The organism is Hymenobacter glacieicola (genome assembly GCF_014640315.1).
Classification (GTDB): domain Bacteria; phylum Bacteroidota; class Bacteroidia; order Cytophagales; family Hymenobacteraceae; genus Hymenobacter; species Hymenobacter glacieicola.
Genome location: NZ_BMGS01000018.1, coordinates 1 through 19,981 on the forward strand (window position 1 = coordinate 1; position 19,981 = coordinate 19,981).

Annotated in this window: 18 protein-coding genes; 7 read left to right on the forward strand and 11 right to left on the reverse strand. The window is 61.5% G+C overall.

Going from position 1 to position 19,981, the window contains the following annotated elements; genetic code table 11:
• Positions 1–1,443, forward strand: a 1,443-nt coding sequence (locus IEW18_RS21035; protein WP_505671426.1) for a glycoside hydrolase family 26 protein, incomplete at its 5' end; no start/stop codon positions are given.
• A 124-nt stretch (positions 1,444–1,567) separates the two neighbouring features.
• Here the strand turns inward: IEW18_RS21035 and IEW18_RS21040 are convergent.
• Positions 1,568–2,497 (reverse strand): polysaccharide deacetylase family protein, encoded by a 930-nt coding sequence (locus IEW18_RS21040; RefSeq protein WP_188559864.1) that lies wholly within the window; start codon positions 2,495–2,497, stop codon positions 1,568–1,570.
• Positions 2,498–2,623: 126 nt separating this feature from the next.
• Between IEW18_RS21040 and dapA the strand changes: the two genes are divergently transcribed.
• Positions 2,624–3,493 (forward strand): 4-hydroxy-tetrahydrodipicolinate synthase, encoded by an 870-nt coding sequence (gene dapA, locus IEW18_RS21045; RefSeq protein ID WP_188559865.1) that lies wholly within the window; start codon positions 2,624–2,626, stop codon positions 3,491–3,493.
• A gap of 66 nt (positions 3,494–3,559) precedes the next feature.
• On the opposite strand, the gene IEW18_RS21050 is transcribed toward dapA, so the two are convergent.
• The 3 genes from IEW18_RS21050 to IEW18_RS21060 form a co-directional block, all read right to left on the reverse strand.
• Positions 3,560–4,111 (reverse strand): hypothetical protein, encoded by a 552-nt coding sequence (locus IEW18_RS21050; protein ID WP_229728898.1) that lies wholly within the window; start codon positions 4,109–4,111, stop codon positions 3,560–3,562.
• 227 nt (positions 4,112–4,338) lie between these two features.
• The gene (locus tag IEW18_RS21055; RefSeq protein WP_188559867.1) at positions 4,339–5,076 is read right to left on the reverse strand and encodes a (Fe-S)-binding protein; all 738 of its coding nucleotides are present in this window, start codon (positions 5,074–5,076) and stop codon (positions 4,339–4,341) included.
• 161 nt (positions 5,077–5,237) lie between these two features.
• Positions 5,238–6,092 carry a hydroxymethylglutaryl-CoA lyase gene (locus IEW18_RS21060; protein ID WP_188559868.1) on the reverse strand — a complete coding sequence of 285 codons (855 nt, stop codon included), beginning with the start codon at positions 6,090–6,092 and terminating at the stop codon, positions 5,238–5,240.
• Positions 6,093–6,446: 354 nt separating this feature from the next.
• Between IEW18_RS21060 and IEW18_RS21065 the strand changes: the two genes are divergently transcribed.
• Entirely contained in the window at positions 6,447–7,775 is a 1,329-nt protein-coding gene (locus tag IEW18_RS21065) for a M23 family metallopeptidase (protein WP_188559869.1), read from the forward strand.
• A gap of 344 nt (positions 7,776–8,119) precedes the next feature.
• Here the strand turns inward: IEW18_RS21065 and IEW18_RS21070 are convergent, their stop codons facing one another.
• The 3 genes from IEW18_RS21070 to IEW18_RS21080 all read right to left on the reverse strand — a co-directional run bounded on the left by IEW18_RS21070 (position 8,120) and on the right by IEW18_RS21080 (position 11,484).
• A complete protein-coding gene (locus tag IEW18_RS21070; RefSeq protein ID WP_188559870.1) occupies positions 8,120–8,722 on the reverse strand; it encodes a hypothetical protein in 603 nt (200 codons plus the stop codon).
• Between the two features lie 291 nt (positions 8,723–9,013).
• Complete coding sequence (locus tag IEW18_RS21075; RefSeq protein ID WP_188559871.1) at positions 9,014–9,736, reverse strand: hypothetical protein; 723 nt, start codon at positions 9,734–9,736, stop codon at positions 9,014–9,016.
• Complete coding sequence (locus IEW18_RS21080; protein WP_188559872.1) at positions 9,733–11,484, reverse strand: S8 family serine peptidase; 1,752 nt, start codon at positions 11,482–11,484, stop codon at positions 9,733–9,735. The genes IEW18_RS21075 and IEW18_RS21080 overlap by 4 nt, the downstream gene beginning before the upstream one ends.
• Before the next feature lie 167 nt (positions 11,485–11,651).
• Here IEW18_RS21080 and IEW18_RS21085 point away from each other — a divergent pair, with 167 nt between their 5' ends.
• Together IEW18_RS21085 and IEW18_RS21090 are read left to right on the forward strand one after the other, a co-directional pair.
• Entirely contained in the window at positions 11,652–12,485 is an 834-nt protein-coding gene (locus IEW18_RS21085; RefSeq protein WP_188559873.1) for an OmpA/MotB family protein, read from the forward strand.
• Between the two features lie 406 nt (positions 12,486–12,891).
• On the forward strand, positions 12,892–13,125 hold the full coding sequence (locus IEW18_RS21090) for a hypothetical protein (protein WP_188559874.1): 234 nt from the start codon (positions 12,892–12,894) through the stop codon (positions 13,123–13,125).
• 61 nt (positions 13,126–13,186) lie between these two features.
• On the opposite strand, the gene IEW18_RS21095 is transcribed toward IEW18_RS21090, so the two are convergent.
• From IEW18_RS21095 to IEW18_RS21110, 4 genes are all read right to left on the reverse strand, one after another.
• On the reverse strand, positions 13,187–13,744 hold the full coding sequence (locus IEW18_RS21095) for a 2'-5' RNA ligase family protein (protein WP_188559875.1): 558 nt from the start codon (positions 13,742–13,744) through the stop codon (positions 13,187–13,189).
• Positions 13,745–13,872: 128 nt separating this feature from the next.
• Positions 13,873–15,267, reverse strand: a complete 1,395-nt coding sequence (locus tag IEW18_RS21100; RefSeq protein WP_188559876.1) for a M28 family peptidase — start codon at positions 15,265–15,267, stop codon at positions 13,873–13,875.
• Between the two features lie 108 nt (positions 15,268–15,375).
• Entirely contained in the window at positions 15,376–15,942 is a 567-nt protein-coding gene (locus IEW18_RS21105; protein WP_188559877.1) for a histidine phosphatase family protein, read from the reverse strand.
• A gap of 56 nt (positions 15,943–15,998) precedes the next feature.
• Positions 15,999–16,994, reverse strand: coding sequence for a DUF1028 domain-containing protein (locus tag IEW18_RS21110; RefSeq protein ID WP_188559878.1), 996 nt, complete (start codon positions 16,992–16,994; stop codon positions 15,999–16,001).
• 312 nt (positions 16,995–17,306) lie between these two features.
• On the opposite strand from IEW18_RS21110, the gene IEW18_RS21115 reads away from it, so the two are divergent.
• A complete protein-coding gene (locus IEW18_RS21115; RefSeq protein WP_188559879.1) occupies positions 17,307–18,380 on the forward strand; it encodes an ABC transporter ATP-binding protein in 1,074 nt (357 codons plus the stop codon).
• Entirely contained in the window at positions 18,377–19,948 is a 1,572-nt protein-coding gene (locus tag IEW18_RS21120) for an ABC transporter permease/substrate-binding protein (protein ID WP_188559880.1), read from the forward strand. The genes IEW18_RS21115 and IEW18_RS21120 overlap by 4 nt, the downstream gene beginning before the upstream one ends.
• The last annotated feature ends 33 nt before the right edge of the window (positions 19,949–19,981 follow it).

A 19,981-nucleotide genomic window follows, 5' to 3' on the forward strand; every position in this document is an offset into this window, starting at 1 on the left:
TTTACCGGGCGCCAGAAGCTGCACTACGCCACCCTGCCCCTGTACTTCCTCTCCGGCCTGGTGACGCTCATTGATATTGCCGTGCCCATTGCCTCCCTGGTACTGGTGGAGTTTCCCTGGCATTTGTCGTTGCTGGAATTCGCCCTGCACCTCACCCCAGTGCTGATGATGTCCCTGCTGATTCGCTACAATGCCCAGCGGTGGCTGCGGGAACCCCACGAGGCAGGCCTGCACCTGGTAGGCGGGCTGCTGCGCACCAGTACCTGGTGGATATACTGCCTGGGTTTCGTATACACCTTGTTGCGGGTACGGGTGCCCTACATTCCAACCCCGAAAGAAGGCCACAGCCGCAACGAATGGCAGCTCAGCCTACCTAATCTGGTGCTGGCCGGCATCTGCATAGCTGCCGCCCGCTACGGCCACTACGTAACTCAAACGCCCTACGCTCTGCTGATGATGGCGCTGGCCCTGACGAATGCGGCCATCCTGTTGGCGTCGGTGCTGATGGCCCAGCACGCCCTGCTCAAGCGCCTACGGCAGCTGGCTATTTCCCGCCGCCCCTTGCAGTGGCTAGTGCTTAAGGCGGAAGAGCTACTGGTACATCAGGTGGGCGCCCGGCTGCCGCGGTTGCGGACTGCCGCCGTATTCATGGCCTTTTTTCTCTTTACAATTCACTCTCTCATCAGCCTGGGAATAAGCCTCTGGCAGAGCCGAAATACTCCTTCCGACACTTTGATTTGGGCCCACACGGGGGTAGGTGGCGTACGAATTGGCCAAGCTGCTCCCTCCCCAACGCCCACAATGTGGCCGGCTTCCGTCTCGGCCGGGACCACGGCAACTCCGGCCGTGCTGGAGCTGCACCTACCGCCCGCGCTAGGGCCGCAGGTAGCCCCAGCCACGTTAGCCGCGCTGGACAAGCAAGGCAGCACGCCCCTGCTGAGCTGGGAAGTGACGGGCAACAGCTTTCAGACCGCCGCGTGGCAGCGTAGCGTAACCGCTATTCGGGAGCGAAACAAACCGATTCTGCTGCGGCCCTTGCTCAAAGCCCGCACGCCGGCTGCCTACCGCCAGGCCTGGCGCGAACTGGTTACCCGGTTCCGGGCGGCCGGGGATACCAGCGCCGCCTGGGTCTGGACCCCGCCCCGCCCCGATTCTGTGGCCGCCTACTTTCCCGGCGCCGCATACACCGACTGGGTGGCCGCCGACTATCTTGCCTCCGAACTGGTTCACCCTGCGCCGCTAGCTCAGCAGTACCCAACGCTGCGGCTGCAACTGGCCGAGCGGGCGGAACTGAACAGTAAACCTATCCTGCTGCTGGTACCTAGTCGGCCTAACCACCCACTACCAGCTCAGGCGCGGCAGCTTGCACGCACGTATCCGGAGGTAAAGGCGGTAGTTTTTGGCCAGCCCCAACCCAAACAGCCCGAAGTAGCCGAAAGGTAGGCCAGCTACTGGTTAGCTAGCTTATTACCCCCTCTTAAACTGCAGTAGCGCGAACTGTTGAGCAATGAAAAGTCCCTCCGGAATAGCTCCGGAGGGACTTTTTACGCTGTAGTAACTGGCAAATCTAGAAGCTCTGCACGATACTATTGTGCAAGGTACGGGGGCTCCAGTAGCCGCTGGCAATAATGCGGCGGATGGTGTAGAGTGGATCCTGCTGGTCGCGCTTTTCAGCCAGAATGAAGGCCGCGTCCATGCCGCGCTTCTTCAGCTCCGGAATAGCCTCGGGGCGCCACAGGCCGAAGGGGTAGGCGAAGTAGTTGATTTTCTTGCCCGTAATTTCTTCCAGCTGCTTGGTAGGCTTCTCAATCTGGGTTACCCAATCCTCACCTTCGTACTTTTTCACGTTGTGGTGGTCCCAGGTGTGGGAGCCGATAACGTTGCCCTCGTCGGAAAGCTGCTTGACCTGGGCTTTGCTCATGTAGTTGGGTCGGCCCAGGCTCACGGTCATAATAAAGTAAACCGCCTTGAAGCCGTACTTGTCCAGGGTAGGCCGGGCCACCGTGAACTGGTCAAGGTCAGTGTCGTCGAAGGTCAGCATCACGGGCTTGCTGGGCAGCGGGGCGCCGGTGGTGAGGTAGGCGTAGAGCTGGTCGGGCAGAATGGTGTGGTAGCCCGAGTCGGCCAGCATCTTGATCTGGGCCTTGAACTGCTCCACCGGCACGATGTAGTCCTTGGCGCCTTTCGAGTCGCGGGGGCGCCAGTCGCGGATTTGGTGGTAGCACAGAATGGGCACCTGGGGCCGGGCCGTGATAGTGGCGGCATCGGCGCGCTGGGCGGCCGGAATAGTGGCCGGGCTGCCCGTATTGCCGGTGTTGGCGGCCGTGGCATTGCCCGCCGTGGTAAGGGTGGCCGTTTCCGCCGAGTCGGCAGCAATGGCGGTGGAGCTGGCGGCCGTTTCGGCGGCGGTAGCATTTTTAGCGTCGTTGCAGGCGGGCAGCGCGCCGAGGCTGGCCAGAGAAGCCGCGGCCAGCAGCGGGTAACGAGTGAATTTCATGAAGTGGGATAACGCAGGCGGCGAAGGAGGTAGCCGTACTTTTGAGGGAAACGGGCCGACCTTCGCCGCCGGTATTGTACCTTCGCCGCGGGTCTTCCCATTACAAATCAACCGCTAATTTCCCGCATGGACAAACTACGTGGCACCGGCGTAGCCCTCGTTACTCCCTTCACTCCCACTCCTGAGCGCGCCGTGGATTACGCCGCCCTGCGCCGCCTCGTCGACTTCACCCTGGAAGGCGGCGTGGAATACCTCGTTATCAACGGCACCACGGCCGAGTCGGCCACCCTGACCACCGAAGAAAAGGCCGAAGTGCTGCGCGTCGTGCGCGAGCAGGTAGCCGGCCGGGTCCCGCTCGTGTACGGCATCGGCGGCAACGATACGGCCGCTACCGTCCGTACCATTCAGCAAACCGACCTGACGGGTATTTCGGCCCTGCTTTCAGCTTCGCCCTACTACAACAAGCCCAGCCAGCGCGGCATCGTGGCCCACTACCGGCAGCTAGCCGACACCTCGCCGGTGCCCGTGCTACTCTACAACGTGCCCGGCCGCACCAGCTCCAACATGACGGCTGCTACTACCCTGGAGCTGGCCCAGCACCCTAACATCATCGGCATTAAGGAAGCCAGCGGCAACCTGGAGCAGTGCATTGCCATTGCCGCCGCTAAGCCCGCCGACTTTCTGCTGATTTCGGGGGATGATATGATGACCACTTCGCTGATCAGCTTCGGGGCCGTGGGCATCATCTCGGTGCTGGCCAACGCCTTCCCGCGCCGCTTCTCCGACATGACCCGCCACGCCCTGCAGGGCAATTTCCAGGCTGCCAGCCAGTTGCTGTTCGGCTTCACGGAACTGAACCCGCTGATGTACGAGGAAAGCAACCCCGTGGGCGTGAAAGCCGCCCTGGCCGCTCAGGGCCTCTGCGCCGACGCCGTGCGCCTACCCCTCGTGGAAGGCTCAGAAAGCCTGAAGCTACGGATTGGGCAGTTGGTATAACCTCAACCCAAGGCATAGAAAAGCGTGCCTCTTTACGTAAAGAGGCACGCTTTTTTTGTGCGCCTCTTACTGCTTACTGAAGTACGTTGCCGCATCGAATTCATTTACGACACCAACGGAAAGCAGCTGAAACCGCACCTGCCCGCCGTCGATATTCACGTAATCGAGCTCCACAAACCCATGTTGCGGATGAAACAGCAACGACACCTTAGCCTGCCCCGCTGAACACCGGGCTACAGCATTTACTTGCTGGCATTCGAGTTTTCCCAAAGGGGTAGCAACACGCTGCTGGCCTACCGATTTGTAATGGGTTTTCACTGGCATCTGGCCCTGCCACATCGCCCAGGCCGGGTTCGACCAATAGGAACCAACATCCAGTTCCCAATCCCACACTTGTCCGGGCTTGAATGGTAGCCGTATTTCGGGGAACGGACTGAGCTCCAGAATAGCATACTCGCCGAAACGCGGTGGATGAATCCAGACGCCGCGTGGACTTTCAGCACCGCCGGTGCCGCTTCTAGCCCCGGCGGTGCGGTTACTCCAACCAATGTTCTTCTGGGTAGCATCCCGGTCCCAGATTCGGCCCGTTGAAGTCAGCACAATGGTATCGGTGGGCACCAGCTGCTGCCCATCAGAGCGGCTGACCAGATACGTGAATTCCTTGTTTCGCGTGAAGATTTCTGTCTGAATTGCCCCTAGCGGCTGGCGTTCCGTTCGCCCGCATGCCACCACTGATAATGCCACGAGCCATACCCCAACACTGTATCCAGTAACGTGCGCGTTGCATATAGTATTTACCACCCCTAGAATCCGTGCAATCCGATGAATCCGTCTAAATCCGTGATTTACCAGCCACTAGCCAGCACATCGGCCACGTGCAGGGTTTTGAGGGGCTTTTTCTCGCGGCGGATGTAGGCGTCCAGGTGCATGAGGCAGCTGGTGTCGGTGCTGATGAGGTAGTCGGCGCCGGTGGCCAGGGCGTGCTCGACTTTCTGCTCGGCCATGGCCACGGAAATGGCCTCGAACTTCACGGCGAAGGTGCCGCCGAAGCCGCAGCAGGTTTCGGTTTCGGCCATTTCCAAGCGTTCCAGGCCCGCAATGGCGTCCAGCAGCTGGCGCGGAGCCTCCCGGATGCCGCACTCGCGCAGGGCCGAGCAGGAATCGTGGTAGGTGTATTTGCCGGTGAGTTGGGCCCGGGGAATGGCCGTTACGCCCAGCACATCCACCAGAAATTCCGTCAGCTCGAAGGCCCGGCGCTGCACCCCGTGGTAGCGGCCTGAGTCGGCGGTACCTTCAAACAAATCGGCGTAGGTATTGCGCACCATGCCAATGCAGGAAGCCGAAGGACTCACGATGTAGCGCTCCTGCTGGGTCGGGAAGTCGTCGAGGAATTTGCGGGCTACCTCGCAGCTTTGCTCCTTGTAGCCCGCGTTGTAAGCCGGCTGCCCGCAGCAGGTCTGGTTGGCGTTGTAGTGCACCTGGCAGCCCACCGATTCCAGCACCTTCACCATGTTCAGGGCGGTCTGGGGGAACAGTTGGTCTACAAAGCAAGGAATAAACAGGTCGACTTGAGGGGCTGGCATAAGGCTGAAGAGGAAATCAGGTCAAAACATCTGTCATCCTGGGCTGGTGAAGAACTTTGTCGCCGTAAACTGAAATCGGTTTACAGGAATCAATGCGCAAAAAATCCTTCGTTCCCGTTAACTGCGCGGCATACGCAGGATGACGGATGGCAAAGTACGGGTTAATGTCCCATAAAAATGCGCTGATTTAATTGCATTGCTGCCGGCAGGGCCTCCAGCCTGAGGCTTGGCTCGGCACCTACCTCGCGGGCAAAGTCCAGCAGCCGCTCGGTGGGCATGTTGCCGGTAAGCTGGTCGGCGGCCATGGGGCAGCCGCCGTAGCCGCCCAAAGCTCCGTCGAAGTGGCGGCAGCCGGCCTCGTAGGCCGCCTGTACTTTTTCGCGCCAGGTGTCGGGGGTAGTATGCAAGTGGGCGCCGAAGCGAATCTGGGGGAAAGCGGCCGTCAGCTCCCGGAACGCCGGACCGATGGTGGCCGGCGTGGACACCCCAATGGTATCGGACAGGGCCACGATGCCCACCTTTAGGTCGGCCAGCTTCTGGGTAAACTCGCCCAGCACGGCCGGGCTCCAGGCGTCGCCGTAGGGGTTGCCAAAGCCCATGCTCAAATACACTACCTGCTCCTGCCTGGTGCGGGCGCACAGCTCCTGCATACGGGCCACGTCGTCGAGGGCCTCAGCAATGCTTTTGTTGGTGTTGCGCTGCTGGAAGGTTTCAGACACGGACAGCGGGAAGCCAATAAACCGAATCTGAGGGTGTTGGGCGGCCGTTTCTGCCCCCCGCAGGTTGGCCACAATAGCCAGTAGGTGGGTAGCCGAATGCCCAAGGTCGAGGGCCTCGAGCACCTGGGCCGTATCAGCCAGCTGCGGAATGGCTTTGGGCGACACGAAGGAGCCAAAGTCCAGGGTATTGAACCCCACCCGCAGCAGGGCATTCAGGTAGGCAATCTTGTCGGCCGTCGGAATAAACGTTGACCAGCCCTGCATGGCGTCGCGGGGGCACTCGGTGAGATGGAGCATGGGAAGTTGGGTGGGTGGCAGGTATGCAGGTGCGAAGTTGTGAAATAGAATGGTGATTCGGTGAATGAGTGAGTTGGTGAATGATTTGGTGAATGAGTGAGCCGCGCGCCGCCATCCGTCCATCATTAGGTGCTGCCCTCCAAGATGTGCCCAGCCTGTGACGTCCGAGCGAGCGGCGCGGGCTGATCATGATAAAAGGCTCGTTACCAAGAAGTGGACGAACGGCGACGTGCGGTTCGCCAGCACAACTCACTCATTCACCGAATCACCAACTCACCGAATCACCGCAGCGAACTACTCGCGCTAGTCTGGGGTTTATCCAATTAGCTCTTCCTACCGATCCAACCTCGTTCAATGCTGCTTCGCTTTCGGGCCTTACCGGCCGTTTTATTCGTCCTATTTCTTACTGCTTGCAGCCAAAGCCAGACCCTGCAAGGCATCTTCCAGAAATCAACGCCTCACGAAGCCTACGCCCGCAAGCTGAAACAAGCAGGCCTGGCCGAAACAGCCCTGGGCCGCGACTGGCTGCGAGCCGCTGACCAGGCCCTGCGCGATTCGCTGGTGGTCACGCTGCCCTTCCAGGAAAGTGGCTTTTTCCCCGCCGACCGGGCCGTGGCCACCGGCCTGCGCTACCCCGTCCGGACCGGCGAAACCATCCACATCAGCCTGACCCTGGCCCCGGGCACGCAGGCGCCCAAGGTGTTCGTAGACGCCTATGAGCTCAGCCCTGACCGCCGCACGCCCCGCTACCTGGCCTCCGCCGACACTACCGACCTTTCCTTTCGCTACGTAGCCGAAGCAGACCGCCAGCACATCTTGCGGGTGCAGCCCGAGCTGCTGCGCGGCGGGCGCTACACGCTGCGTATCCGGCGCGAGCCGAGCCTGAGCTTTCCGGTGCAGGGCAAGAACGATGTGGCAGTGGGTTCCTTTTGGGGCATGCCGCGCGACGGGGGTGCCCGCCGTCACGAGGGCATCGACATTTTTGCCAAGCGCGGCACCCCGGCCGTGGCCTCATCGCACGGCTACATCACGCGCGTAAACGAAACCGCCCTGGGCGGCCGGGTGGTATGGCTGGCCGACACCGACCACGGCCAGCACCTCTACTACGCCCACCTCGATAAGCAGCTGGTGCAGCCCGGCCAGCAAGTAAAACCCGGCGATACGCTCGGGCTGGTAGGCAACACGGGCAATGCCCGCACTACGTCGCCTCACCTGCACTTTGGGGTGTACCGCAATGGAGCCGTTGACCCCTTCCCCTTCGTACGCCGCGCCGATGCCCTGGCGCCGGCCCCGAAAGTGCTACCCGCTCGGCTGGGCCAGTGGGTGCGGGCCAAGGAAACCCGCCTGACGCTCCGGCGCACGCCGGCCGCCACGGGTGTAGCAGCCGCTACGGCCTCGCGCCCTACGCCGCTGCTGGTGCTGGGCGCCACGGCGGAGTGGCTGCGCGTGCAGCTGCCAGCGGGCGGTACGGGCTTCGTGCCGGCCAAAGCCGTGCTGACGGCCACTCCTCTGCGGCGTGAGAACCTCACCGCTCCGGCTGACTTACGCGCCCTACCCTACGCCGGCGCCCTGATGATTGCCGCCCTGCCGGCCCAAACGGCCGTGGCCGTGCTGGGTGAATTCGGGGGGTTCCGGCTGGTGCGCCAGCCCGACGGACGCACCGGCTGGCTGGCTGCTTCGTAACTCACGCCCGAAATGTGCTACCCGGCCCAGTGGGCTTGGTGCCCAAAACGCCCGGGGTACGTTGTAATTCTTGGATGCCGCTCCTTTATTCCCAAGGAATCGGGCGTGCTTCAGTGAATAAAAAGAAGATGCGGAGTAGCTTATACGGGAGCTACTCCGCTTTTTTCACTTTTACGGGCAGGATAGTCCCTGTTTATTAGGTTCTGCTTGGAGTTTTTTCCGTCCTTCGCCCTACATGCGCACTCCCCTCCTCTCGCATGCCTGCTGTCAAGCAGTAGCGCACAAAAAAGCCGCCGGATGCACTATCCGGCGGCTTTTTTCTTATCTGGGTAATCTAAGGCGGGCTACTCAGCAATAACAACGGCGCGGCCTAGCTTTTTGGAGTAGGCTACGCGCCGCTCACGGCCATCGGCGGCGGGGTAGTCGAAGCCAACGGCACGGGCATCTTCCTTGACCGAGCTCCACGACTGCGCATCCACGTTTTCGGGTTGGGTGGCAGCGCGTGGTACGGCGGGCTGCACAAACCGGTCTTCCTTAAAGAAGGCATTCATGCCCTGCAAAATGGCAATTTCCTTGTCGCGCACGGTAGCGGCCTGGGGGTCGTCCAGGTCCCGCTCATTAATCAGGGCCGAAGCCGGAATAATTTCCTTGCGCAGCGTGTCGCCGGTGCTGCTGATAATCATGAAGTAGGCCTGGGCGTTGGCAATTTTCGGTCCGCGCAGCTGCAGCACGAAATTATCCTTGGTTCGGGCGTTGGAGAAGGCGTGGGTGGTGTTCACGGTGCGCAGTACCGTGCGCTCCGATACGCGGCCCCGGTTTGCCTCGGGAGTGGGCGTAAACACGCGGTCAGCGTTCTTGGAGGTTCCTACTTCGCGTTCCGTATTGATGCACGAAGCCAGCTGGAGTAAAAACAAAGCCCCGGCGGTGGGGAGTAAAATCTTTTTCATGAAGGGAAAGTCAACCATCATCTATTCGGTACGGCAAATTACGAAACTACCGACAGCTCAGAACTAAAGCGGCTGATTTCGGTGAGGTTCCTGTCGGGGTGGGGTAGTGACACATGTACCGCAAAAGCGGGCGGCAGGTTGTGCAGAAATTAAAGGAAATTACGAGGAAAAAACGCTCAACAGCAACCAGCCGACGTGCTTCCGCAATAATCGGGCTACGGGGCATGACTTGGGGTAAAAAACCGGAAATAGTGGCCCCACTCCTATCCAAATGTACGCGGCAAAACCAGGTTAAAAAAGGCCCAGCTCCAGCCCCACTACCCACCGGGGCAGCTCCACGTAGGCGGGGCTAGCCTGGGAAGTAAACGTGTCGGAAAGCCGGTAGTGGGCCGTAGCCACGTAGCGCCCGCACCCCAGGCGGGCGCCCACTCCAAAAGGCCACCGCCGCACGTAGCGCAGGTCGCGCTCCACTACTACTGTACGCTTGCCGCCGCCGGTGCCGGGCCGGTCTTCGAAGTGGTGAGAGGCGCCCATGGCCCAGCCCCCCCACCCGCTCACATCCAGGTAGTTGCCAATGACGTTGCCGCGGCGTCCGAAGCTGAGCCGCAGGTAGGGCTCCAGCTGCACTTGCGAGAACACCAAGGACTCGGAATGGTGAAGCGTGGCAGTGGGCAGCACTTTACGGCTGTTTTGGCGCAGATGGTAGGCCAGGCGGGCGTAGCGCACATCGAAGCCAGTGGCCAGGGCTTGGCTGAGGCGAAACTTATGCCGCACCCCCAGGAAGAACTCAGCGGATTTAACAGGACGCAGATCAGCCCCCGGCCCGGCTGGCGCGCCTACCACGGGAGCATACCCAATGAAAAGGTGGCGGTAGATAGCCCGGTTAGGGCCGTACCGGGCGCGGGCCGTGTCGGTGGCTGGGTCGGCCCGCAGTACCACCCGCTGGCCCTGAGCCTGCTGCCCGTGGCCCCACAGCAGCAGGCTCAGGCCGGCCGGCAATAAAAGTTGCTTCATGAAGCGGGGTAGGTTTGGGTATAACCACGATAATGCACGCGCAGGGCGTCGCCGGGGCGCAGCAGGCGCAACGGAATGCGCAGCACGGCGCGCTGCTTTACTTCCAACACTTCGTAGCGCCGCAGCTGGCCGCCGCGGTCCAGCAGCTGCCAGTACAGGTACTGAGGCGGCGAGGAAGGCACCAACTCCTCGGCGGGAGGCGCCGCCTCGCGCGGCTGCTCCTTTCCGACCGCAGCCACGGCCGGAGCCCCCGCCGCCGTAATGGCCTGCGCAGAATCGGCGAACAAGGGTAGCGTGTGGGCCGGCACGTAGGCCGCTTCCGGCCGAATCAGCACGGCCAGCATTGAATCCTGCCGCACCAGGTCAAACGAGGCCGGAGTGGGCAGTGGAGCGGATGTCGTGGTGAAGAAAGCGGCGCGCGGCAAACCATAGCCGTGGGCGTAATCAAAATACGGATACAGGCTGGCCGACTGCTGAAGCAGGGCAAACAGCTGCATGGCCGTGAGGTTGCGCTGCTGCTGCCAGACGCAGGCGGCAAAGCCAGCCACCAGCGGACTAGCAAAGGAAGTGCCTTCGGTGCGCACGTATCCGCCGGGGGCCGCCGCCACGACCACCCCAAACGCCGAGACGTTGGGCTTGAGCCGCTGCCCCGGCGCGGGCCCGTAACTGCTGAAGTCCAGGTGCAGGTAGGTGTCGGGGTCGATGCCACCAACGGCCAGCACGGAGTCGCCATCGGCGGGCGTGCCCACGGTGCGCCACTGCGGGTCGTCGCCGTCGTTGCCGGCGGCATTCACCACCAGCATGCCTTTGCGGACGGCCAGCTCCGCCGCCCGGGCCACCAGGCTGGTGCGGCCGTTCATCTGTTCAGGAAAGTAGCGCCGGGTAGTGTAGCCCAGGGAGGAGTTAATGATGTCAGCCCCGTTCCGGTCGGCCCACTCGGCGGCGGCCAGCCAGGCCTCTTCCTCGGCGTACTTTTCACGGTACATCTGCTCGGTGCGGGCCAGCAAAAATTCGGCGCCCTCCCCCAAGCCCAGGCGGGTGCTGTCCGGCAGGCGGCCGGCAATGCACGAAAGCACCTCCGTGCCGTGGTTGCCGCCCTGGTACACGGAAGTAGTGCGCCGCAAAAAGTCGTAGGTAGCAACAATGGCACCCCGGCGCCGCAAATGGGCAAAAGCCGGGTGCTCGTTGGCCCCGTTAAATCCCACGTCGAAAATAGCAATCCGAAGCCCCCGACCGTTGAGTTGAGCCCGCCGGAAGTCGGCCGCGCCCAGGCTGGCCGCTTGCCGCCGCGCCAACGACCGGTCGGCGGAGGTAAGCGGCCCGCCCGCCCCGACGGCGGTAGCCGGGCGGCGGGCGGCGGGCAGTAACGGAGCTTCCGGCCAAGGAGTTACAGTTTGTACGCCGGGTAGTTGCCGCAGGGCCGCCGCCTGGGCCGCGGTGGCTCGGCAGGCTACAGCGTTAAACCACCGGCTCACCAGCGTTACGGTGTCGGTGGCGGCGCGCACGGCTGCCACGTAGTCGAGCCGCACGGGAAAGTCGGTGCTATCGGCGGGCGGTAGGTGCTGGCGCTGGCGGCGGGCCTGGGCGGCAGCGCTGAAGTAGGCACGGGGCCGGAATTGCTGGCCGGCTTTGTCGCGGAAGGTAACCCAGTAGCGGGTGGCAGGTACCGTGGCCCGCACCGGTTTTTTTACTCCGACAACGATGGTGCCCGCAACCAGCAGCGCTAGTAATTGAATATGATAACGCAAGCGAAAATTAGAATACTGAAGAAACCATATAGCCTCCAAGGTACGATAAACCCGGCCCCAAACGATACTACCCGGAGAATTTCTGCGGGTGCTACGCGTGCCCGTAACTCCGAACTGTTGCGTTCCGTTTCATGGCTACTTCCATTGTCACTTCGTATTTCCGCTTCATGAAATATTTATTTGCTTCTCCCGTATTCGCAACATGGTGCAGTGCTACCCTACTGATTGGGGCGGCGGGCTGCGTTTCACAAAAAAAATACACCGCGCTGCAAACCCAATACACGGATGCCTCCCGTTCCCGCGATCAACTGCAAGCCGAAAAAAATGCACTGCAGGAGGAAAAAGCCCGCAATGAAGAAGCACTGCGAACTAGCCTTTTGACGAAAAATCAGCAGGTAAATCAGCTTAACGCCAGCCTGAGTGGGGCCCAGCAGGAAAACTCGCAGCTTTCAGCAGATTTGCGCGGCAAGGAGCAGCGGATTGCCGATATGCAGCGCATTCTGGAGCAAAAAGATGCGGCGGTAAAGGCGTTGCGCCAGAAAGTTGGTGACGCATTGCTAGGCTTTAATTCCCAGGATTTGCAGGTAAATGTTCGGAATGGTAAAGTATATGTGTCCCTTTCGGAACAATTACTTTTTAAATCCGGCTCTACCAAAGTAGACCCGAAAGGGCAAGAAGCATTAAGCAAATTGGCAACCGCCCTCAAAGGCAACCAAGATGTAAACGTACTGGTAGAAGGCCACACGGATAACGTCCCGATTGCGAAAGGCACGGCCGGTATGCGCGACAACTGGGACCTGAGTGTACTGCGAGCCACGGAAATTACGCGAATTTTAACGCAGGCGGGCCTGCCAGCCTCCCAGGTTACTCCTTCGGGCCGGGCCCAGCACGTACCGGTAGCCCAAAATGATTCGCCTACCAACAAAGCATTAAACCGCCGAACGGAAATTATTTTAACGCCGAAATTGGACGAGCTATTTCAGATTTTGGAACAGAATTAAGCGTTCCTGCGGGCGGCAATAATGGAAGCCGAGCGTTGGCTATTCGTAGCTGGCGTTCGGCTTTTTTATTCAAGCTACAGAAAACACCCTTATCAATCAGGCATTTATACTGGCGTTTCAGCGCACTAATTTTTTTAACTACTGTAAGACAAAGTAGCTGTTATGCAACAAGGCGCATAGTAATAAAAATGCTTTTCTTAGGCTAGCACCAACAAAGTTTAGCACCTGGTCGTATGGAATTCACCAGACTGCTATTTCTCGTGTTAATAATGTGCATGGTAGCAGCTGCTCGTAATCCAGAAAGTACTTACGCATTATTTAAAATTGGCGGAGTATTTAGTTGGGCCAAAGGAAAAAATTTTCAACTTTGAGTATTATTCGTCTTCCCAAAGATTTAAAACTAATCATGGCAACTGCTGACCTCAACAAATTGCAACAGATTTTGGCTAATGCCGAAGAAAACGACGCGGTTTTAACCCAAATTCGTAAGCACGTCGTGAAAGTAAATGAGCTGATGACGGAGCTGAATGCCATGCTGGAGCCCGGCTTCCGGGTAGAGAAAAAGGAGCGCAAGCCCCGCGCCGCCAATAGCACCGGCAAGCGCCCCGGCCGCCCCAAGAAAAACGCCAGCGCTGAGTAATTCAGCCTACACTAGAATATAGAAACTGCCGCCGCTTGATTTCAAGCGGCGGCAGTTTTGTTTACTCCCCAGCAGCATCCCCGGCCGGCGCCAAATGCACGGTTTCCCGCACCTGCCATCTGCGTCCATCGTGCTGGTAGAGTATTAGCTCACTCCACGCGGCAGTAGCGCTGTAGCGCCGCGCCGCAAACTCAGCGCGCAACTCCGGCACGGCAGCGGGCGGTAAATCACGGGTGGCGAGGGTAACATGGGGCACGAAGGGCCGGGTAGGCGTGGGCACGACCGGCAACTGCGCGGCGCACCAGTGGTACAGGGCCTCGTGCAGCTGCCGCACCGCTTGCGCCTGCGCCACGTGCACGTACAGCGTGCGACTCTGAAACCAAGCGAAGTTTTCCAGCCCAACCAAGCAGGCGTTTTGCGTGGGGCCAAACGCGCGCAAGCTGACTGCCGCGGCCTCGGCAAACTGCGCCGGCTGCCGCAGGGGCGGAATTAGGGTAATGTGAGGAGGTAGGTTTACGGCGTTGCGGCTACCCGTGCGCTGGTGCAACTCCTGCTTCATGGCCCACACCTCACTCCGGACAGGCTCCGGGGGCAGCAGCGCGACGAGAAATAAGTCCATACTCAACAGGAAGCGTAATGCGGCAAAGGAAAAAGTCCCGGTGAAAGGCAACAGCCTTTCCACCGGGACTTATACGAACGCGCGGGCACTAGTGCCGCAATTTTCCGGCGCAGTTTCCGACCCCTGTCCTACAGACCGTACTTGCTCAGCAAATAAATCAGGGCGGCCATGCTAGCCCCGCCTAGCTCCAGCTCACGGCGGTTCACCTTGTCGAAGGTATCGGCGGCGGTGTGGTGAATGTCGAAGTAGCGCTGGGAGTCACAGTCGTAGCCGATGAGGGCTTTGGCCTGGCTTTTCAGGGGGCCGATGTCGGTGCCAGCATGACCAGCCACGAATTCGCCGCTGCCGTAGGGATGTAGCAGCGGGGCCCACTGCTGCACCTTGCGCACGGTGGCGGGGTCAGCCTCAATGTTGAAGCCCCGGGGTGTAAAGCCTCCCCCATCTGACTCCATGGCGGCCAAGTGCTTTTCGCCGGCGGCCTTGGCAAGCTCGGCGTACTTGTTGCCGCCGCGCACACCGTTTTCTTCGTTCATGAACAACACGGCCCGTATGGTGCGCTCCGGCCGCAGTCCGGCCGCTTTCAGCAGACGTAGAGCTTCCATGCTTTGCGTGCAGCCGGTGCCGTCGTCGTGGGCACCCTGGGCTAGGTCCCAGGAATCAAGGTGGCCGCCTACGGCAATGATTTCGTCGGGATATTTCGAGCCCTTGATTTCGCCCACCACGTTGTAGCTTTTCACTTCGGGTAGCTGCTGGCAGCTCATTTCCAGCTCTACGGTCAGGTTAGGGTCGGCTTTGAGCAAGTGGCTGAGCTCATCGGCGCCGTTGGTGCTCACGGCGGCGGCTGGCACCTTGGCCACTTGGTCGTTGTAGCTCATGGTGCCGGTGTGGGGAAAGTCGTCGTGGGCCAGGGTCAGGCTGCGCACCAGTGCGCCCACGGCCCCGCGCTTGGCCGCTTCCACGGCCCCGATGCGGCGCTGGTCGCCGGCTTCGCCGTACGCGCGGCCAGTCTCCACGTAAAGCGGGTTCATGGGGCGGTTGAAGAAAACCAGCTTACCCTTCACTTTATCAGCGGGTAATGCGGCTAGCTCCTGCATGCTATGCACTTCCACCACCTCGGCCCTGAGTTTGCCGTTGGTCCCGACGGAACCGCCCAGGGCGCACACGTTCAGGTTCACGCCCTTGCCTTTGGCCGGCTTGATTTGGGCCTTCTCCTGGGCCCCGCGCACCCAATGCGGCACCATTACCTCCTGCAGGTACACCCGGTCGAGGCCCATCTTTTCCATTACCGTTTTGCCCCACTGCACGGCCTGTTCAGCCTGGGGCGAACCGCTAAGCCGCCCACCAATGGTAGTGGTCAGGTAGCGCAGGTTCTCGTAGCTCTGGCCGCGGGCCAGGGCTTCATCGTAAATTTTACGAATGACGACGGAGTCAATTTTAGAGCCGGCGGTTTGAGCAGTGGCGGCTCCGGCGGAAGTCAGTAGCAACAGGGCGCCCAGGGTAAGGCAGCGAAAGGAAGTGCGCATGAATAGGAAGAGAGAAACAAGACAACGCCGCCCGACAGAGCCAAGGCTCCCGCAGGCAGCTTAAAAGTAGCAGAAAACTACCGCAGGTTGCAACCCGAGCGAGCGGGGCTACCGCACCCCGTAGCGCCGGGCCACCGCCGTAGCCGCCTGGGTTGAATCCTGCGGAAGGCGCACTTCCAGCAGGTAATCATACTCACTGTCTTGCACGGCTGGCGCCGGACGCGGGGCCCCCAGCGCTTCCACGGTTTCCAGAATGGTATTGGAGTGGCCCACCACCAGTACCGCTTGGCCTTTATATTCCCGGCGGATGCGGGCCGCCAGGGCCCTCAACTGGCGGGCATCGTAGGGTTGCACCGTAAGCTGGCGGGCGGTAGCCAGGGGCTCGGCCGTGCTGCGGGTACGCGTGGTGGCCGTCGAGAAAATGGCCGTTATGGGCGCCTTGCGCAAGGTATCAACCAGGGTTTGGGCGCGTTGCTTTCCAGCGGCCGTGAGCGAGGGGTCGAGCAAGCTAGGGGCCGGGTCTTTTTCAGCGTGACGCACCACGTACACTGTAGTAAAAGTGGGCTGGCTGGCTTTCCGGGGCTCCACGGAAGCGCAGCCGCTACCCAGCAGCACTACGCACACAGGCAGGAGCCATTGCCACAACCGCAGGGAGAATAAAGACGAAAACAGCATACTTAAGCAATGAAATCAGGGTAGAAAAAATCAGTGAAACCGTGAGTAGTAGAGCCTTATTTAGCCGCCAGAATTTGCTTCAGTTCCGTCGCGCTGACGGTGAGCAGGCCGACCTTGGGCAGGCGCTGAGTTAGTGTGCGCCAGTTGGCATCTTGCCGGAAAATAGGCCCCAGCAGCTTGATGGCCTGGGGCACCTGCTGCTTATTGGCCAAGCTGATGGCGTGCCAGTACTTCATTTCCAGGTTCTGCGGAAACAGCTTTTCGGCGGCCTCGTACTCGCGGATAGCCCCGGGTACGTCATTCTTTTCCACGGCCAGGTCGCCGGCGTTCATGTGCTCGTAGGCGCGGTGCAGGCGCAGCAGGCGGGCCAATTCCTTGAGGGGCTCAGCGGCATCATCTACCCGCAAATCAATGGCGCGGTCTTCCCAGACGCCCGCGCCGGGCGTGGCCCGCACCACTAGCAGCGCCGCCGACTGCCGCCCCCGGATGTCGCCGCCGGCGGCCTGAGCCGCCTCCAGGGCCGCCACTACCCGCTCGGCGAAGGGGAGCTTGGTGTTTTGCTCGTAGGCCTTGGCCATGGCGGCGGGCACCGTGTTAGTGAGCATCATGTTGGCCTGCACCGAAAACTGCGCACCCTGCTGGTGGCCGGCCATGTCGATGCACTTGCTGCCAGTGTGGGTAGCAACGCGGCCCTGGTTGTCGATGATGGCCACCTGCCGCACGTCGCGGCCTTCGTCGGTGCGCAGCAGCTCATCCAGGGCCTGCTGGGCCGATTTTCCGCTTTTCAGCAGGGCCAGCCCCCGCGGACCAAAGGATTTGTTGGTGAAGGACTGGGTGGCCACGGCCCCTACCCCCGCCTCGGCCCAGCTAACGCTGGTACCCACTGAAAACCAATGGCTTTGCACGGCCACGGCCAGGTCACCGGTTTGTGGGTCACGGGCCACAATGCTGTAGGTGTGGGCCAGTGGATCGGAAGCGGTGTATACTTGGGCGGCCGCGGGGCGGGTTAGCAGCGTCAGGACCAGAGGAAAGAGAAAAGCGAGTCGTTTCATAGGCTAAAGCAAGGAAGAATAGCGGCACGGCGCAAATTCCAGAGCTCCTATCCTTCCCCGCAAGCAAACACCCCGTGTCAATGCGGCGCTGCACGCCTGAACCGACAACCTCTGGGCACTGAAACGGTAACCATTAGGGGCCGAGCTGTTTTCGCTACCTTCTGGTCTGTCGCGCTACTTCGTTGGCAGGCCCGAGCCAAGCTGCTGTTCACCCGTAATGCCTGCACAAGCTGGCGTATTTCTTGGGTAGTGGCGCTCACTGAGTTTCAGCCCTAAAGGCGCATTGTTGTGTTTTGACCCTACCTTGAGGCCATGCTCCCAATTACCCCCGTGATTGAGGCCCGAGGCCTTACCAAGCACTACGGTCCGCAGGTGGTGGTGCAGGACGTGTCCTTTGCCCTTCAGCCCGGCGAAACACTGGTGCTGCTGGGGCCGAGCGGCTGCGGCAAAACTACGTTGCTGCGCATGCTCAACCGCCTGGTGGAGCCCGATGCCGGCTCTGTGCTGGTGCACGGCCGGGATGTGCAGGCCCAGCCCGCCGAGCAATTACGCCGCGGCATCGGCTACGTGATTCAGCAAGTGGGGCTCCTGCCCCACTACACGGTAGCGGAAAATGTGGCGGTAGTGCCGCGCCTGCTAGGCCGGCCGCCAACGGAGGTAGCGACCCGCACAACGGAGCTGCTCACGCGCCTGCATCTGCCGCCCGAGCGTTTCGCCGGGTTGTACCCGCACCAGCTTTCCGGCGGGCAGCAGCAACGGGTGGGCTTGGCCCGCGCCCTGGCCGCCGACCCGCCCCTGGTATTGCTGGACGAACCCTTCGGAGCCCTTGACCCCATCACCCGGGCCAGCATCCGGCGGGAGTTCCGGGAACTGCCCGAGCTGCAGCGCAAAACCGTGGTGCTGGTCACGCACGATGTCACGGAGGCCTTCGAGTTGGCCGACCAAATTTTGCTGCTCGAGGCGGGCCGGGTACAGCAGCTGGGTGCCCCGCGCGACTTACTTTTTCGGCCGGCCAATGGCTTTGTGCGGAGCTTCTTCGCCACTGAGCGCCTGGGCCTGCAACTGCGCACTATCCAGCTAGCCGACATAATGACAGATGTACTTACGCAACCTACTACTCATCGTATAACTAATTATAAGTCAGATGTAAATATAGTTTCACCTAGTGTATCAGTTCATTCCATATTGGAGCTACTGAGCCAGCCTAGCGCCTCCCCAACCAGCCCCGAACTGTCGCCTACCACCCTCAGTCCGGGCGCGGCAACGGAGCCGGCCCAATGGTTTCAGCTTGCCCCACCGACTGATGTAGCGGGTCCGTTTCTGCTCTCCTACTCGAGTGTGATGTCGGCTTTTGGCCGCGCGCTCCACCGCCTAACCACCGCATGAACATTCTGACGGAGCTATTTACTTTCTGGCAGGCTCAGGCCGATAAGCTCGGTCAGCAAACCCTGCAGCACATCGGGCTAACGGCCCTGGCCCTGGTGTTGGGCGTAGGGGCCGGGGTGCCGTTGGGGGTGCTGCTCAGCCGCCGGCCCGGGCTGGCGCCCTGGGTGCTGGGCGGGGCCGGGGTGCTGCAAACAGTGCCGAGCATTGCCCTGCTGGGCTTCCTGATTCCGGTGCTGGGCATTGGGTACCGGCCGGCTCTGCTGGCCCTATTTCTATACTCCTTGCTGCCCATCATCCGCAACACCCTGGCCGGCCTGCGCGGCGTGGATGCCGCCGTGGTAGACGCGGCCCGCGGTCTGGGCCTGACGGAGGGCCAGATTCTGCGGCAGTTAGAGCTGCCGCTGGCTCTGCCGGTGCTGCTGGCGGGCATCCGCACGGCGGCCGTTATCAACGTGGGGGTTGCCACGCTGGCCGCCTACGTGGCGGCCGGGGGCCTGGGCGAGTTTATCTTCGGCGGCATTGCCCTAAACAACCCGGCTATGATTCTGGCGGGCGCCATTCCGGCCGCCGGGCTGGCCCTGCTGTTTGATGCGGCGCTGGCCGGCGTGCAGCATCTGACGGGCCGGCGCCTGGTGCGGGCCGGCCGAATTCTGCTGCTACTCTTACCCCTGCTGGCGGGCCTCTACGTGCTACCCCGGGCTACCAGCAAGCTGCTGGCCGGCTTCAGCCCCGAGTTTGTGGGCCGCTCCGACGGGCTGCCCGGCCTGCGCCGCACCTACGGGTTACGGCCCGCCTCGGTAGTGCTGGCCCCGGCCCTGGTCTACGAGGCCGTCCGCCACGGCGACGTGGACCTTATCGACGGCTACTCCACCGATGGCCGCATCCGGGCCTACGACCTGCAGGTGCTCCGCGACGACCGCCACGCCTTTCCGCCCTACCAGGCCGCGCCCGTGGTGCGGCAGCAGACGTTGCGGGCGCACCCGGAGCTGGCCGCCGTGCTGGGCCGCCTGGCCGGGCAGCTCTCCGATTCGGTGATGACGGAGCTAAACTACCGGGTTGACTACCGCCACGAAACGCCCCGGGCCGTGGCCGAAAGCTTTCTGCGCCGCCGCGGCCTGTGGCATCCGGCCCAGCTGGGCAACGGCGCTACCATCAAGCTGGGCTCCAAGATTTTTGGCGAGCAGTACATTCTGCTCGAACTGTATTCGGCTCTAATTCGGGGCTTTACCAACCTGCAGGTGGAAGCCAAAACCGGCTTGGGTGGCACCACCATCTGCGCCGAAGCACTCCGCACGGGCGCCATCGACATGTACCCGGAGTACACCGGCACAGGCCTGCTGGTGGTACTGCAGCCCTCCGCAGCCCTGCTCGACTCCCTGGGTCCCGACCCGGCCGCCGTGCTCAACTACGTCCGCCACGAATACCGCCGCCGCTACCACCTGGAATGGCTGGCTCCTATCGGCTTCAACAATACTTACGCCCTGCTCATGCGCCGGGAACAGGCTCGAAAACTCGGTATTACTTCCATTTCTGAACTGAGTGCGTTTTTAGGTAGTAGCAGGAAGTGAGTTATTCTGGCTCGGAGGCAAGACCGTTCACAG